Annotated in this window: 12 protein-coding genes; 6 read left to right on the forward strand and 6 right to left on the reverse strand. The window is 64.3% G+C overall.

The window, feature by feature from the left end; translation table 11 throughout:
- Positions 1-46: 46 nt before the first annotated feature.
- From ACMYR2_RS06475 to ACMYR2_RS06485, 3 genes are all read right to left on the reverse strand, one after another.
- The gene (locus tag ACMYR2_RS06475; RefSeq protein ID WP_347263035.1) at positions 47-1159 is read right to left on the reverse strand and encodes a 5-(carboxyamino)imidazole ribonucleotide synthase; all 1113 of its coding nucleotides are present in this window, start codon (positions 1157-1159) and stop codon (positions 47-49) included.
- Positions 1156-1644 (reverse strand): 5-(carboxyamino)imidazole ribonucleotide mutase, encoded by a 489-nt coding sequence (gene purE, locus ACMYR2_RS06480; RefSeq protein ID WP_347263036.1) that lies wholly within the window; start codon positions 1642-1644, stop codon positions 1156-1158. Before purE ends, ACMYR2_RS06475 begins: the two co-directional genes overlap by 4 nt.
- A gap of 213 nt (positions 1645-1857) precedes the next feature.
- Entirely contained in the window at positions 1858-2064 is a 207-nt protein-coding gene (locus ACMYR2_RS06485) for a YdcH family protein (protein ID WP_141384101.1), read from the reverse strand.
- A gap of 235 nt (positions 2065-2299) precedes the next feature.
- On the opposite strand from ACMYR2_RS06485, the gene ACMYR2_RS06490 reads away from it, so the two are divergent.
- Positions 2300-2485 (forward strand): YdcH family protein, encoded by a 186-nt coding sequence (locus tag ACMYR2_RS06490; RefSeq protein WP_347263037.1) that lies wholly within the window; start codon positions 2300-2302, stop codon positions 2483-2485.
- Positions 2486-2562: 77 nt separating this feature from the next.
- Here ACMYR2_RS06490 and ACMYR2_RS06495 read toward each other — a convergent pair whose 3' ends face one another.
- Entirely contained in the window at positions 2563-3681 is a 1119-nt protein-coding gene (locus ACMYR2_RS06495; protein ID WP_347263047.1) for an NAD(P)/FAD-dependent oxidoreductase, read from the reverse strand.
- 352 nt (positions 3682-4033) lie between these two features.
- Here ACMYR2_RS06495 and ACMYR2_RS06500 point away from each other — a divergent pair, with 352 nt between their 5' ends.
- From ACMYR2_RS06500 to ACMYR2_RS06510, 3 genes are read left to right on the forward strand one after another with little or no spacing between them, the layout of a single operon-like run.
- Positions 4034-5182 (forward strand): ABC transporter ATP-binding protein, encoded by a 1149-nt coding sequence (locus ACMYR2_RS06500; protein WP_347263038.1) that lies wholly within the window; start codon positions 4034-4036, stop codon positions 5180-5182.
- Positions 5179-6093: an ABC transporter permease gene (locus ACMYR2_RS06505; RefSeq protein WP_347263039.1), complete on the forward strand. Its 915-nt coding sequence runs from the start codon at positions 5179-5181 to the stop codon at positions 6091-6093. The genes ACMYR2_RS06500 and ACMYR2_RS06505 overlap by 4 nt, the downstream gene beginning before the upstream one ends.
- The gene (locus tag ACMYR2_RS06510) at positions 6093-6911 is read left to right on the forward strand and encodes an ABC transporter permease subunit (RefSeq protein WP_347263040.1); all 819 of its coding nucleotides are present in this window, start codon (positions 6093-6095) and stop codon (positions 6909-6911) included. Before ACMYR2_RS06505 ends, ACMYR2_RS06510 begins: the two co-directional genes overlap by 1 nt.
- Positions 6912-6961: 50 nt before the next feature.
- Here ACMYR2_RS06510 and ACMYR2_RS06515 read toward each other — a convergent pair whose 3' ends face one another.
- Entirely contained in the window at positions 6962-8902 is a 1941-nt protein-coding gene (locus ACMYR2_RS06515) for an AsmA family protein (protein ID WP_347263041.1), read from the reverse strand.
- 330 nt (positions 8903-9232) lie between these two features.
- On the opposite strand from ACMYR2_RS06515, the gene ACMYR2_RS06520 reads away from it, so the two are divergent.
- Entirely contained in the window at positions 9233-9943 is a 711-nt protein-coding gene (locus ACMYR2_RS06520; protein WP_416193883.1) for a CoA transferase subunit A, read from the forward strand.
- Between the two features lie 30 nt (positions 9944-9973).
- Positions 9974-10624, forward strand: coding sequence for a CoA transferase subunit B (locus ACMYR2_RS06525; protein WP_347263043.1), 651 nt, complete (start codon positions 9974-9976; stop codon positions 10622-10624).
- A gap of 99 nt (positions 10625-10723) precedes the next feature.
- Here ACMYR2_RS06525 and ACMYR2_RS06530 read toward each other — a convergent pair whose 3' ends face one another.
- Positions 10724-13741, reverse strand: a complete 3018-nt coding sequence (locus ACMYR2_RS06530; RefSeq protein ID WP_416193884.1) for a histidine kinase dimerization/phospho-acceptor domain-containing protein — start codon at positions 13739-13741, stop codon at positions 10724-10726.
- Positions 13742-13810: the final 69 nt, after the last annotated feature.

The raw sequence follows: 13810 nt of genomic DNA on the forward strand, positions 1-13810 counted from the left end.
GCCAGATGCGCTTTCGGCGTCAGCGCGGTTATCAGTAGCGCCGTTATCAGTCGCGGCCCTTGGCGTCCGTGACCTGCACCTCGGTTACATGCCCCATCTTGCGACCGGGGAGGGGCGGGCCCTTGCCGTAGATATGAACGGCTGCGCCGGGCACGGTGAGCCACTTCCGGTAATCGAGGACGTCCTTGCCGATCAGGTTCGTCATGACGGCGCTGCCCTGCCGCACCGGCTTGCCGAGTGGCCAGCCGGCGACCGCGCGAATATGCTGCTCGAACTGCGAGACCGAGGCGCCGTCCAGGGTCCAATGGCCGGAGTTGTGGACTCGCGGCGCGATCTCGTTGACGAGGAGCGCCGGCCCGCTTTCGCCGGGCACCACGAACATCTCCACGGCCAGCACGCCGATATAGTCGAGCGCGACAGCAATTTTCCCGGCCATGTCGCGGGCCTGCGCGGCGAGCGCGTCGGGAATTGCGGCCGGCGCGCGTGAATATTTCAGGATGTGATCGCGATGCTCGTTCTCGGTCACGTCGAAACATTCGACACGGCCATCGGCGCCGCGCGCGGCAATCACGGAAATCTCGCGCTCGAACGGCACGAAGGCCTCCACGACCGCCGACTTGGTGCAGAGATCGTCCCATACCTGATCAAGGTCGTCGCCGGCGCGGATGATGGCCTGTCCCTTGCCGTCGTAGCCGAACCGTCGGGTCTTGATTACGGCGGGCAGGCCGATGACCTTGATTGCCTCGCGAAGCCCCTGCGCTGACGCCACGTCGGCATAGGTGGCGGTGCCGATACCCAGGCCGGTGACGAAATTCTTTTCAAGCAGGCGGTCCTGCACCGTTTCCAGGATCCGATGATCCGGCAGCACCGGCCGGCGCGCGGCAAGCACCATCGCGGTCGCCGCCGGGACGTTCTCGAATTCATAGGTGATCACGTCGACGTCGGTTGCGAACAGTTCTAGCGCCTCGACGTCGGCGTATTCGGCGCAGGTGGCGTTCTGCACAACGTCGAACGCCGGGGAGTCCGGGTCCGGCGAGAACACCTGACACTTGAGGCCGAGGTGCGCGGCCGCCAGGACCAGCATCCGGCCGAGCTGACCGCCACCGAGAATTCCGATGGTGTCGCCCGGTTTGAGCGCCGGCCGCCGGGAGCCGGTCACGCTGATTCCTCCGGATGCTCGGCCACCGCATCCGTCTGCCGCTTGCGCCATGCCGTGAGGCGGCTGGCGAGCGGCGGGTCATTCAGCGCCAGCATGCTTGCCGCCAGCAGCGCCGCATTGATGGCGCCCGCCTTGCCGATCGCGAGCGTCCCCACCGGAACGCCGGCCGGCATCTGGACGATGGAATAGAGCGAATCGACGCCGGCAAGCGTCCTGGATTCCACGGGCACGCCCAGCACCGGAAGTTCCGTCAGCGCCGCCGTCATGCCGGGCAGATGCGCCGCGCCGCCCGCGCCGGCGATGATGACCTTGAACCCTTCGGCCTTGGCCCCGCTGGCGAACGCAAACAGTCTTTCAGGAGTACGGTGCGCGGACACGATCCGGTTCTCGCTCGTGACGCCGAGCGCGGCCAGCGTTTCCGCGGCGTGACGCATGGTCTCCCAGTCCGACTGGCTTCCCATGATGATGGCGACAACGGCGGTCATTTTTCTGTTTGTTTCTTCGAGAAGCCGAAACTGATCGGGGTTACAGGAAGGCACCTTGACGAGGCAAGCGGTCGGGCATGAACTATCCTTTCTTGGTGAACGGCGGCAAGCCTCGCGACGATCGAGACCATGAAAAAGTCACCCGAGGGCATGCCTTGCCCCGCATCATCGGGCGCAGGGCGGGTCGTTGGAATGCAGGCCGACGTCCGGCGTTCAGGCGATGATGTCCGGCGTGATCTGGTCTTCGATGAAGGAGATGCGATCGCGCAACTGCAGCTTGCGCTTCTTCAGCCGCTGTAGCCGCAGCAGATCCGGCGCGGGCGATTGATGCAGCGCATCTATGGCGGCGTCCAGGTCGCGGTGTTCCTGTTGCAGGCGGGCGAGCTCAGATCCGAGTTCGCGATCTTCTTCGTCGGCCATGATGACGTACTGACTTGAATCGCGAAGAGCGATGCGAAGGTTTGGACTAACAACTTCGCGAATTATCTTCCTTGCCCGCGCCGCGCGCAAGTCGCGGGTTCCATGCGAGCGGTTGATTTTGGAATCCCGCAAAAATGATTGGCGGGTCCTTCAGTCCCCATCGACAGTCGTTCTGGTTCATGTAGACTTTAGGGTTCGGGGCGAATCTGAGGTTCATCTCACCGAGGAGGTTCGAATGGCAATTCAGGCGCATCTCGCTGAACTGGAACGGAAACATCGAGTTCTGGAAAGCGAATTGCACGATGCTCTCAGGCACCTTTCCAGTGACGACCTGAGGATTGCCGAGCTGAAGCGCCGGAAATTGATGCTCAAGGACGAGATCGAAAGACTTAAATTCTCCGCGACCGGGACCGTCCACTAAACTCTTAACCATTCGCTTGACGGGGTTACGGAGTCCGCAGCCGCTTCACTGCTGCCGGCTCGCGGGCGAGTTTGCTTTCAGCCGGGTACGTTTGCTGTTTCAGCCAAAGAGGCGACGTGATCGGCGATCGCAAGTGACGCGGTCAGGCCGGGTGATTCAATTCCGAACAGATTGATCAGCCCGGACAGGCCGTGGTCCGCGGGTCCCTGGATCATGAAGTCCTGCACCGCCACCGCCGGCGGCACGATTTTGGGCCGGATGCCGGAATAGGCGGGGATCAGGCTGTCGTCAGGCAGGGCGGGCCAGTAGCGCCGGATCGCGGGGTAGAACCGGGCGGCGCGCTCCGGGTCGACGTCATAGTTCGGCGTCTCGATCCATTCCACGTCGGGGCCGAAACGAGGCTGGCCGGCGAGGTCGAGCGTGAGATGCACGCCAAGGCCGCCGGGCTCGGGGACCGGATAGATCAGGCGCGAAAACGGCGCGCGGACGTTGCAACCGAAATAGCTTCCCTTGGCGAGATAGGCCGGTGGAATCCGGTCCACGGGCATGCCTTCGATACGGTGCGCCACCGCCGGAGCATGAAGTCCGGCGGCGTTGACCAGCAGATCACAGGCGAGCGTCATCGGCGCGTCGCCGCCGGTTTCGATTTCCAGCCCGTGAGGCGTCGCCCTGGCGCCCGACAGGGGAGTAAGAAATGCGAACGCCGCGCCGTCCCGCTCGGCGTCACCGCGCAACGCCAGCATGAAGGCGTGACTGTCGATGATGCCGGTCGAGGGAGACAGCAATGCCGCCACGCAGCGTAGCGCCGGTTCAAGCGCGCGGGCCTCGCCGCCGTTCAGGAACCGGATGTCTTCAACGCCATTGGCCTGCGCTCGTGCTCTGATGGTTTGCAGCCTGTCGACCTCGCTTTCGGTGGTCGCGACGATCAGCTTGCCGCGCATCCGATGCGGAATGCCGTGCTCCCGGCAATAAGCGTAGAGGGCCGGGCGGCCGCTGACGCAGGTCCGCGCCATCAGGCTGCCGGAGGGATAGTAGATGCCGGCGTGTATCACCTCGCTGTTGCGCGAAGATGTTTCCGTTCCGATGTTGTCCGCAGCTTCGAGAACGATCACCTCGCGGCCGGCGCGCGCGAGCCGTCGCGCGACCGCAAGCCCGATCACGCCTGCGCCCACCACCACGCACTCAACCCTGTCCATCTGCAATCCGGACTGTTTTCCGATCACCGCGGCGCAATCGAGCATGATCCTGTCCGAAACCGGTTTCGCTTTGCGCTGGCGCGGCCATTCGGGGTTGGGATCATGCCTTGGCGGTGGCCATTAATCATGAGAGATCGATTGTGGCAATCCGGGTCACATTTGCCAACCAATCTCAACCACGCGTGTTGAGTAGGAATTGGTGCCTCCGGGCCCGAATGCCGCATCCAAAGTTCTGCCGGCAACGTGTATTGCCGATGGTTGTTTGATTTCGACATTCGCAAGAACGCGCGATGGATATGATGGCTTCGATCGAAGACGCTATAATCTTCATCGCGAAACGAAACGGGATGGAATGACGGACGAGGCGAGACGGGGTTCCGAAGCGATAGCGCCGGCCGGCAAGCTCTTGTTGCGGGTCGATGCGGTCGTCAGGCGCTTTGGCGAAGTGACCGCTGTCGATCATCTGTCGCTCGACATCGGGACGGGGGAGTTTTTTGCGCTGCTGGGGCCGAGCGGCTGCGGCAAGACCACGCTGCTCCGGATGCTGGGAGGATTCGAGACGCCTGATGGCGGGCGCATCCTTCTCGACGGTCAGGACATATCCGGCGTTCCGCCGCATCGGCGGCCGGTCAACATGATGTTCCAGAACTACGCGCTGTTTCCGCATCTGTCCGTGCGGGACAACATCGCGTTCGGGCTGAGGCGGGCGGGCCTGCCGCGCGCCGAGATCGAAGCGCGGGTCACGGAGATGCTGGCGCTGGTGAGTCTCGAGGGCATGGAAAAACGCAAGCCGGAGCAACTCTCGGGCGGCCAGAGGCAGCGCGTGGCGCTAGCGCGCGCGCTCGCCCGGCGTCCGCGCCTGTTGCTGCTCGATGAGCCGATGGCCGCGCTCGACAAGAAGCTGCGCGAGAACACGCAAGCCGAATTGATGCGGCTGCAGCGTCAGCTCGGCATGACCTTCATCATCGTCACCCATGATCAGGAGGAGGCGATGATGATGGCGGATCGCATCGGGGTCATGAATGCTGGGCGTCTGCAACAGGTGGCGACGCCGCGACAGCTCTATGAGGCGCCGAATTCGCGCTGGATCGCCGAGTTCGTCGGTGGAATCAACATCATCGATGGCGAGGTGGAGTCGCGCGGCGGCGGCCGCATGACGGTCGCGACGCAGGCCGCCGGACGGGTGACGGCGGCGACGCCCTTGCAGGCGCTGACGACGGATCGGGTCTGCGTTGCGATACGCCCGGAAAAGATTCGCCTGTCGAGCGGCGCGGCGGCGCCCGATGCGGGCGATGCTGTCGGGACCAACCGCATGGAAGGCGTCATTGCCGGCGTCAGCTATCTTGGCGGCCAGACCCGCTATCAGGTCAGGCTCGATCACGGAGCGCTGATGCACGCATCGGTCGCCAACACCGTTCGGCGGGAGGCCGAAACGTTCGATATGGCGCAGCGCGTGGCGGCGTGTTTCGCGCCGGACGACTGCATGGTGCTTGACCGATGAGCGGACGACGCCTTTTCGCCGCTCCCGCGCGCAAGGCGGCGCTTGCGCCGTTTCTGTGGATGCTGCTGTTTTTCCTGCTGCCGTTCGGCTTCGTGCTGAAGATCAGCCTGTCGCACGCGGTGATGGCGCAGCCGCCTTATCTGCCGGTGTTCGATCCGGCCGCGGGAGTGGACGCTCTCAAGGCGGCCTTTGCGGCGCTGTCGCTCGACAACTTCAGGCTGCTTGCGTCGGATCATTTTTACGTGCTGTCCTACCTGCGAAGCGTTGTCGTTGCCCTGGTCTCGACGTCGATCCTGCTCGCGATCGGCTATCCCATCGCTTACGGCATGTCGCGCCTGCCGGCACGCTGGCAGCCGATTGCGATGATCCTGGTGATCGTGCCGTTCTGGACCTCGTTCTTGATCCGCGTTTACGCGTGGATCAATATTCTCCAGCACGACGGCATCCTGAACGACGTTCTGATGGCGCTGCGCCTCGTCAGCGCGCCCGTCGTGTGGCTGTCCACCGACGCCGCGATGTATATCGGGCTGGTCTATTCCTACCTGCCTTTCATGATTCTGCCGCTCTACGCGACATTGGCGAAGATCGATCCCGCGCTTCTTGAGGCTTCCGCCGACCTCGGCGGCTCGCGCCTGACGACGTTCTGGCTGGTGACGGTGCCGCTGTCGCTGCCGGGTGTCGGCGCAGGCGCGCTGCTGTGCTTCATTCCGATCGTTGGCGAGTTCGTGATTCCGGATCTGCTCGCGGGGTCGGCGTCGCCGATGATCGGGCAGACGCTGTGGCTGGAGTTCTTTAACAACCACGATTGGCCGGTAGCGTCGGCGATCGCCGTCGTGCTGCTGGTGCTGCTGCTGGCGCCGCTTCTGATTTATGAGCGCGTGCAGCGCCGCCAGTTGGAAGGGACGCGGTGATGGCAAGGCCGGCGCTCGCCAGACTGTCGCCTTTCAACATTACGTCGCTCGCGCTCGGCCTGGCGTTTCTGTACCTGCCTATCGTCATTCTCGTGATCTATTCGTTCAACGCCTCGCGGCTGGTGACGGTCTGGGGCGGATGGTCGTTGCGCTGGTACGTGGCATTCTTCAACGACGAGGCCATGTTGTCCGCGCTCGCGATGAGCCTGCGGGTTGCCGCGATGTCGGCTACGGCGGCGACCATTCTGGGAACGCTGGCCGCGGTCGCCCTGACGCGCGCCGGCTCCTTCCATGGACGTACCCTGTTCTCGGGAATGCTGTACGCGCCGCTGGTGATGCCCGAGGTGATCACCGGGCTGTCCCTGCTGCTGCTGTTCGTTGCCGTCGATGCGCAGCGCGGATTCTGGACGGTCACGATCGCGCATACCACGCTGACCATGTGCTTCGTTACCGTGGTGGTGCAGTCGCGCCTCGGCTCGCTCGATCGAAGCCTGGAGGAGGCTGCGATGGACCTCGGCTGCGATCCCTTCCTGGCGTTCATCAAGGTGACGTTGCCGCTGATTCTGCCGTCGGTCATCGCGGGCTGGATGCTTGCCTTTACGTTGTCGATGGACGACGTGGTGATCGCGAGCTTCACCACGGGTCCAGGCTCGACGACGCTGCCGATCCGGATTTATTCGGAGGTGCGTCTCGGCGTGAAGCCTGAAATCAATGCGATCTGCACGCTGATCATCGGATCGATCGCCGTGGTCATCGTGGCCGCGTCGCTGGCCTCGAAACTCTCAAGCCGGCAGGGCGAAAGCGCCGCGCTTCTGTAGGCGCCGGATCGAGGAACGACCTGGGATTGACAAAGGGCTTGCGGGGAATGTCAGTTCGGATGCGGAGCCTCGGATCCGCTCGCGCCATCGGGCAGGTCTGCCTTGGGACCCGCCCTATGATCCGTCAGACGCTCGATCACCGAACGGACCGCATCGCGAGCCTTGCGGTCCCTGACCGCATCGAGCAGCGGCGCCGACGCCTTGGATCGCCGTATCAGGCTTTCAGGATCGGGGAAGACCAGCGGATCGTCCCACGGTCCCTGCACCACGAACGGCAACTCGAAATTGTCGGCCCCCGCGGAGGTCAGGCTCGCGGTGCCCTTGAGATCGTAGTCTCGCGAAGGCACCGAGGCCGTGCCGGTCAGGGTGAGGCGCGCTGCCGGCCCCTCGACGCGCACGTCGGTCGCGACGGCGACTCCGTCGTCGAAATTGAGGGCGACATTCAGCTTGTCGAAGGGTGTCTTTCCGTTGCGGAAACTGCCGCCGCCTGAGAGTGGCCGCCGCTCCAGACGCTTCAGCAACTGCTCGACATTGAATCCGCTGATGGCGCCGTCGTGACCGGTCAGAACCGCTGTGCCGTCGAGCGATTGCGCCAGTCCGTACGGACTCGATCCCCTGGCCTCAAGCGAAACATTCAGGTTGCCGCGTCCGGAGAGCCGGCCCGTGCCGAACAGATCGCTGACACAGGCTTGCAGATCGACGTCGATAAGCTGAAACTGCGCCTTCACATCGGCGGCTTCCTCGGCGTGCGAGATGGCGAACGATCCCTTCGCGACGCCGTCATAGATTTGCGCTTCGCCGATGCTGAGCGCCAGCGATCCGTTGCGCAGGTTGGCGCCGAACGCGGTTTTGCCCAGCCTGGTGGATCCGACGATGACCTTCGCCGCCGAAAGCCGCATGTCGAGGTCAGTGGCGGACAGCGCGTGCAGGTCGAACAGTTGCCGGTTCCAGTCGCGGGCCCCGCTGGCGAGCAGCCGGATCGTCTTGACGTAAGGCGTGAAATCCAGCGTGCCGGCAGCCAGCGTAGCCTGCAGGGTCTGCCGTCCGTTGTTGGCGTAGGTCATGACGCCTTCGGCGACGTTACCGTCGATTTCGATGTTGACGTTGGTGAGCGCGACCGACGAGCCGATCACGCTGGCGCGCGCCTTGAGCGCGAAGCGATCGAATCCGCCGTTGCCGGGAGGAGGCTGCCCGATCCAGCGCAGCGCCTCGCGCAAGGAAGCGCTGTCGGCGGAAAGCGTGCCTTCCATGATCAGGCTGACAGGGTTGGCGACCGTGCCGTCAAATGCGAACTTCAGCCGGGGACTGGCGACCTTGATCTTCAGGCCGGACCGTTCGCCCGATAGCGCCGCGAGAAAATCGCCGAGACTGATGCTGCCGTCGACGCGCTCGCCGCGCCAGTCGAATTGTCCGGTCGCGGCGAACGAGCGGGAAATCGAGGGCCACGCCAGAGAAAGGTCGATGCCGCGGAGGTTTTCGGAGATCCTGCCGTCGCCGTCTTCATAGCTGAGTTCGCCATTCTGGATTCGGATTTCCGAGAACGATAGCGGGCTGTCGGCGCCGGGCTTCATGTTCCGCGCAATCGTTTCCATGAAGGGAGTCCAGTTGCTACGGCCGTCGGCAGCGCGCTTAACGCGGATGTGAGGGTGGAGCAACATGACGTCGGCGATCTGGAACCGCTGCATGAGCAGCGGAAGCAGGCGCAGATTGGCGGTCAGCGCCTCGACGCTGAGCGCTGGCGCATCGGCGTCGCCGCCCTTGATGCGGACGTCATGGAAGGAAACATAGCTGCCGGGAAAAACCGAGACGTCGATGCGGCCATCGGCGACGAAGTCGAGCCCCGTCACCGTGCGGATCTGGGTTTCGACGGCGTCTCGCAGGGCGTTGTGGTCGAGCAGCCGGGACATGGAGATCAGCCCCGTCAGGCCGATCACCGCAACTCCCAGAATGGCCGCGACCGATATTCCCAGGCGCTTCATTCCTTGTGCCATCCCTTGGGCCATCGTTCTTGGGCCATCGTCAATAAACATGTCCGGGATGGGGTGACGCCCGCCGGTCTGGCGCTGTCCGGAGGCGCGCGCAACTTGATTGGTTTTCTTGACGCTTTCAAGGCCGCCGATCGTTCGATCTTCACATTTGCGGGCCGCCACGGCGAGTTTGATCTTCGCAGCCGGATCGCCGCACAGTGGCCAGCGATTGTCAAATTCGCGTCGCCAGGACCGGCTAAGCCTCCAATTGACGCCCCGCGCGTATTTTGCCTAACTACTTCTCATTCTGCCCGCGCCGATAAGCGGCGCCTTCCTCCTTGCGGGTCGCAACTCATGAAAAAGGTCTATCCCGACGCCAAATCGGCCCTCGATGGCCTTCTGAGGGACGGCATGATGATCATGTCCGGCGGATTCGGCCTGTGCGGCATTCCGGAAACGCTGTCCGAGGCCATTCGCGACTCGGGAGTCAAGGATTTGACCTTCGTGTCCAACAATGCCGGCGTCGATGGCATCGGATTGAGCCGTCTGCTCGAAACGCGGCAGATCAGGAAGATGATCTCGTCCTATGTCGGTGACAACAAGCTTTTCGCCCAGCAGTATCTCGCCGGCGATCTGGAGCTTGAATTCAATCCGCAGGGCACGCTGGCCGAGCGCATTCGCGCGGGCGGCGCCGGCATTCCGGCCTTCTACACCAAGACCGGCGTCGGCACGCTCATTGCCGAGGGCAAGGAGGTGAAGGAGTTCGACGGCCAGAAGTACCTCATGGAGCGCGGGCTGTTCGCCGATCTCGCCATCGTCCACGCCTGGAAGGGCGACACCGCCGGCAATCTGGTCTATCGCAAGACCGCGCGAAACTTCAACCCGATGATGGCGACCGCCGCGAAGGTGACCGTCGCGGAAGTCGAGCATCTGGTGCCTGCGGGCGACATCGATCCCGATCACGTCCACACCCCCGGCATCTTCATCAAGCGCATCGTCGAGGTCGGCGGCGCCAGGAAGCACATCGAGTTCCGCAATACCCGTCCACGCCCGGCGGCGGCATGATCCCGGGAAGCAAGGTGACAGGAGAGTCTCATGGCCTGGACCCGCGAGCAGATGGCGGCGCGCGCCGCCAAGGAACTGCGCGACGGCTATTACGTCAACCTCGGAATCGGCATTCCGACGCTGGTGTCGAACTTCATACCCGACAATATCGACGTTCAGCTTCAGAGCGAGAACGGCATGCTCGGCATGGGTCCGTTCCCTTATGAAGGCGAGGAGGATCCCGATCTTATCAACGCGGGCAAGCAGACCGTCACGGCATTGCCCAGCACCAGCTATTTCTCGTCGGCCGACTCGTTCGGCATGGTGCGCGGCGGCCATATCGACCTCTCGATCCTCGGGGCGATGCAGGTGGCGCAGAACGGCGATCTCGCCAACTGGATGATCCCCGGCAAGATGGTCAAGGGCATGGGCGGCGCGATGGATCTCGTCGCCGGCGTCAAGCGCGTCCTCGTCGTGATGGAGCATTCCGCCAAGGACGCGCCGAAGCTGCTCAGGCGATGCACGCTGCCGCTGACCGGCGAACGGGTTGTTGATATGGTCGTGACCGATCTTGCGGTGTTCACCATCGACAAGCACGGCGACGGGGGCATGAGGCTGATCGAACTGGCCGACGGCGTTACGCTCGACGAGGTCAGGGCCCGGACCGAAGCCGAATTCGGCGTCGCGCTGCCGAACGCCTGAGACGGGTGCGCGAGCGCCGCGACAAGCGGTCTCGACGTGCTTTAGAGCTTTTCCGCTTCTGATAGAATCAGAAGCGGGCTGGCCGGATCGGTAATCAGGTCAGTCCTGGGATGGGGCGTCGGCCTGTGCGAACACCACCTCGATCAGCGTGCCGGAGTGTGGTCCGGTTTTAATGTGAAACTGGGCGCGATTGGCTTCCACCAGCGCCTTGGTGAGCGACAGGCTGACGCCCGCGCTTTTTGATGCCTGATCGCTTGGCGGCGGCGTGCGGAACGGCTCCGTCGCAGCGGCCAGTTCATCTTCGCTGAGGCTGTGTCCGGAGTCCCGCACGCGCAGCGCCACGTCACCGAAATCATTGACCGCTGTCGAAACGATGACCTGCCCGCCGGCGTTGGCCAGGTGGATCGAATTTCCGATCAGGTTGAGCGTGATCTGGCGCAGCGCCTGTGCGTCGGCGACGATCGGCGGCAGCGTGTGCGCGAGCGAGGTCCGTATGATGATGCGCTCGCGATTGGCCTGCGGCTGCATCACCGCGACGCATTGCTCGACGATGTCGTTGAGATTCTGGTTGACGAAAGCGAGATCAAGTTTGCCGGTCTCGATCCGCGACAGGTCGAGAAGATCGTCGATGAAGGTGATGATGCGTTCGCCCGAGGCACGGATGTCCTTCATGTATTCGACATAGCGCTCGTTTTCGAGCGAGCCGAATTTCTCATCGATCATCACCTCGGCGAACCCGATGATGGAGTTCAGCGGCGTTCGGATTTCATGGCTGATCCGGGCCAGCACGTCGGCCTTGGCGTTCGCCGCGCGCTCGGCCTGCCGCCGCGCCTGCGATAGCTCGGTCTCGGCTTTCTTTGATTGCGACAGGTCGCGAAACGCGGCGAAGAAGTTGGGGCCGGCAAGCTGGGTCCGGCCCATCGTCATCGATAGCGGGATCAGGCCGTCCTCGCCCATCCGGCCCACCACCTCGCGGCCGTGATCGGGCAGGTTTGCCTCGCCGTCCGTGAGGCTCTTGAGATAGTCGCGCACCGCGCCCTGGCTTTCCGGTGCGAAGAGATCGGCGAGATTGCGCTGGGTGAGCGTGTCGCCGGAAAGCCCGAACAGCGCTTCGGCGCTCTGGTTGCAGGCGGTGATGTTTCCGCCGTCGTCGAACATCAGAAGACCTTCGGCTGCCCCGTCGACGATGGTGGCAAGCTCCTCGGCGGTGGCCTGGCCGACGCGGGAGGGCGCCGATGCGCCGCCGCATATCAGGGCGTGCGCGGGCTCGCCGTCCCAGGAGATCGCGAAAAGCCGGGCGGCGAGCGGCTGTTGCGGCGCGCCTGACGGTGGCGTTACCAAGACCGTGACCGGAGAGCCCGTGGGCGGCGTGCCGACGGCGTCGGGCGGATCGGCTTCAACCATGTCGGTTTCAACCATGCGGGCTTCGACCAGCAGGGCATCGAGTCCGCCGGCCTCTTGCAGCGTCTCGAAGTTCTCGTAGCCGACCTGCGCGAGAAACGCCGGGTTGGCGTATAGCGCGCGGCCGGCCCGGTGGATCATCACGCCGCTTGGAACGAGGTCGAGGACCAGGCCCTCGCCTGCGATCGGGGGCTGCCGCGGAGCGGACTGTGCAGGCGATGGCGGCTCGTCCGCCTGCTCTCGGGTGGCTTCAGACGCCTCCGGCGCAACCGGCGGCTCGGCGTCATCCTCAGGCCCGGCGGCTTCGGGCTCGCCCTCCAGCCGCGCCGAGAGCTGGCGCGCCAGTTCATTGAAGGCGTGGTTCTCGACAGGGGTGAGGGGAGGCGGGTTCAAGTCGACCGGAGGCCTGAACGGCAGGACATTCTTGGGCGTTTCCACGGGGGTGTCCGGTTCTGTTGGTTGCTGAAGGGGTTCGGAGGGTTTGTCGTCGGCAGAATTGTCTGAGTCCGCCGGCGCCGGATGGGAGGTTTCGCTGAACAAGAATTCGTTGCGCCGACTTGCCGCGAGCCGCGCCAAACCTTCGCGATCGCGGCAGACGCCGAAGCCGCGATAGCCGGCGAAATTGCGTGTGCGATCGTAGATCGGAAGCCCGGACAGTTCGACGCGCAAACGCGCGTCCGATCCATCGACGGGCCAAAGCAGCGTGATGCCGCTCCAGGTGTTGCGGGTTTGGACCGCGCGCGCGATGCGGCCTTCAGGATCGAGTCCGAAGACGTCCGTGATCTCGCTCCATAGCCGGCCGAATCCCGCGGCTGTCCGCATTCCGATGGTGCGGGTGAATTCATCGGATCCGATCGAGAAGCGGCCTTCGGCGTCCATCCGCCACATGAAGCGCAGGGGATGACGCCTCCGCGTCGGAGGTGCGGGCGACGGGCGGTTGCCTGGCTCCGCCGGTGACGGGACGGTTCGCGCAGGAGGAGCGGTCTCGGGGTTTTGCCGCGGTGATTCAGGCCCCGGTTCGGTCAAAGCCGGTGCTTGATCAGGGGAGCGATCCGGGTCGTTCTTCTTCAGAAAAGCAACAAGCCCGATATCGCCTCCGCCCCCCACACGTTGCAGCACCAGCCGCCAAAGTCCGATCGAGGTCTCGGCGCGGCCCTCGCGCAGCGCTTGATCGCGCAAGCTATCAAGCCCGCCCTCTGAGAGGCTGCCGATGTCGAACAGCGACCGTCCCTTCCTGCTGGCGGCGACGAACCTTCCATCATGCGAGAATGCGGCGATCGGCGTATCGATGCCCGCTACCAGTTGCTGCAATCGCTCGACCAGCGTCATGCCGCGACCGGCCGGCTCAGCGGCCCTGACGAGAATGGCGCTGCCGACGCCGGGAAAATCGAGCCGCGAGCAGGCGCAGGTGAGAAGGCTTCCCAGCCCGGCATAGCCCCGCATTCGCTCAAGCTGCACGGCGCCCGATGGCGGCAGCCGGCTCGCAAGCTGCGTCACCTGCTGTCGGCGTGGGTCGTCGAGGTTGAAGTTTCGCGAAGCAAGAGCCGAGGCGTCGGTCGCTCCGACAATGCAGACGCCCACCGGATTGGCCCACAGGATGCGAGCGCCGTCCGGCGACCACAGCCACGCGGGCATGGCGCTCGCCGCATGAACGGCAAGCCGTGGGTCGGTCATGCCCCGCAACTGGAAATCGGCGCTGGTCTCGGCGCTATTCATGGGCACTGCGTGTTGAATGTCCCTGGCTCTTGCATTCCCCGGCTGCGTATCTCGGCTTGAAGGGCCGCA

This window comes from Nitrobacter sp. TKz-YC01, from assembly GCF_047824785.1.
GTDB lineage: Bacteria > Pseudomonadota > Alphaproteobacteria > Rhizobiales > Xanthobacteraceae > Nitrobacter.

Excerpts from the sequence above, each read along its gene's own strand:
- ACMYR2_RS06530 (WP_416193884.1), bottom strand. The coding sequence starts at position 13,741 with ATGAATAGCGCCGAGACCAGCGCCGATTTCCAGTTGCGGGGCATGACC.
- purE (WP_347263036.1), bottom strand. The coding sequence starts at position 1,644 with ATGACCGCCGTTGTCGCCATCATCATGGGAAGCCAGTCGGACTGGGAG.
- ACMYR2_RS06515 (WP_347263041.1), bottom strand. The coding sequence starts at position 8,902 with ATGGCACAAGGAATGAAGCGCCTGGGAATATCGGTCGCGGCCATTCTG.
- ACMYR2_RS06510 (WP_347263040.1), top strand. The coding sequence starts at position 6,093 with ATGGCAAGGCCGGCGCTCGCCAGACTGTCGCCTTTCAACATTACGTCG.
- ACMYR2_RS06485 (WP_141384101.1), bottom strand. The coding sequence starts at position 2,064 with ATGGCCGACGAAGAAGATCGCGAACTCGGATCTGAGCTCGCCCGCCTG.
- ACMYR2_RS06525 (WP_347263043.1), top strand. The coding sequence starts at position 9,974 with ATGGCCTGGACCCGCGAGCAGATGGCGGCGCGCGCCGCCAAGGAACTG.
- ACMYR2_RS06520 (WP_416193883.1), top strand. The coding sequence starts at position 9,233 with ATGAAAAAGGTCTATCCCGACGCCAAATCGGCCCTCGATGGCCTTCTG.
- ACMYR2_RS06490 (WP_347263037.1), top strand. The coding sequence starts at position 2,300 with ATGGCAATTCAGGCGCATCTCGCTGAACTGGAACGGAAACATCGAGTT.
- ACMYR2_RS06505 (WP_347263039.1), top strand. The coding sequence starts at position 5,179 with ATGAGCGGACGACGCCTTTTCGCCGCTCCCGCGCGCAAGGCGGCGCTT.
- ACMYR2_RS06495 (WP_347263047.1), bottom strand. The coding sequence starts at position 3,681 with ATGGACAGGGTTGAGTGCGTGGTGGTGGGCGCAGGCGTGATCGGGCTT.
- ACMYR2_RS06500 (WP_347263038.1), top strand. The coding sequence starts at position 4,034 with ATGACGGACGAGGCGAGACGGGGTTCCGAAGCGATAGCGCCGGCCGGC.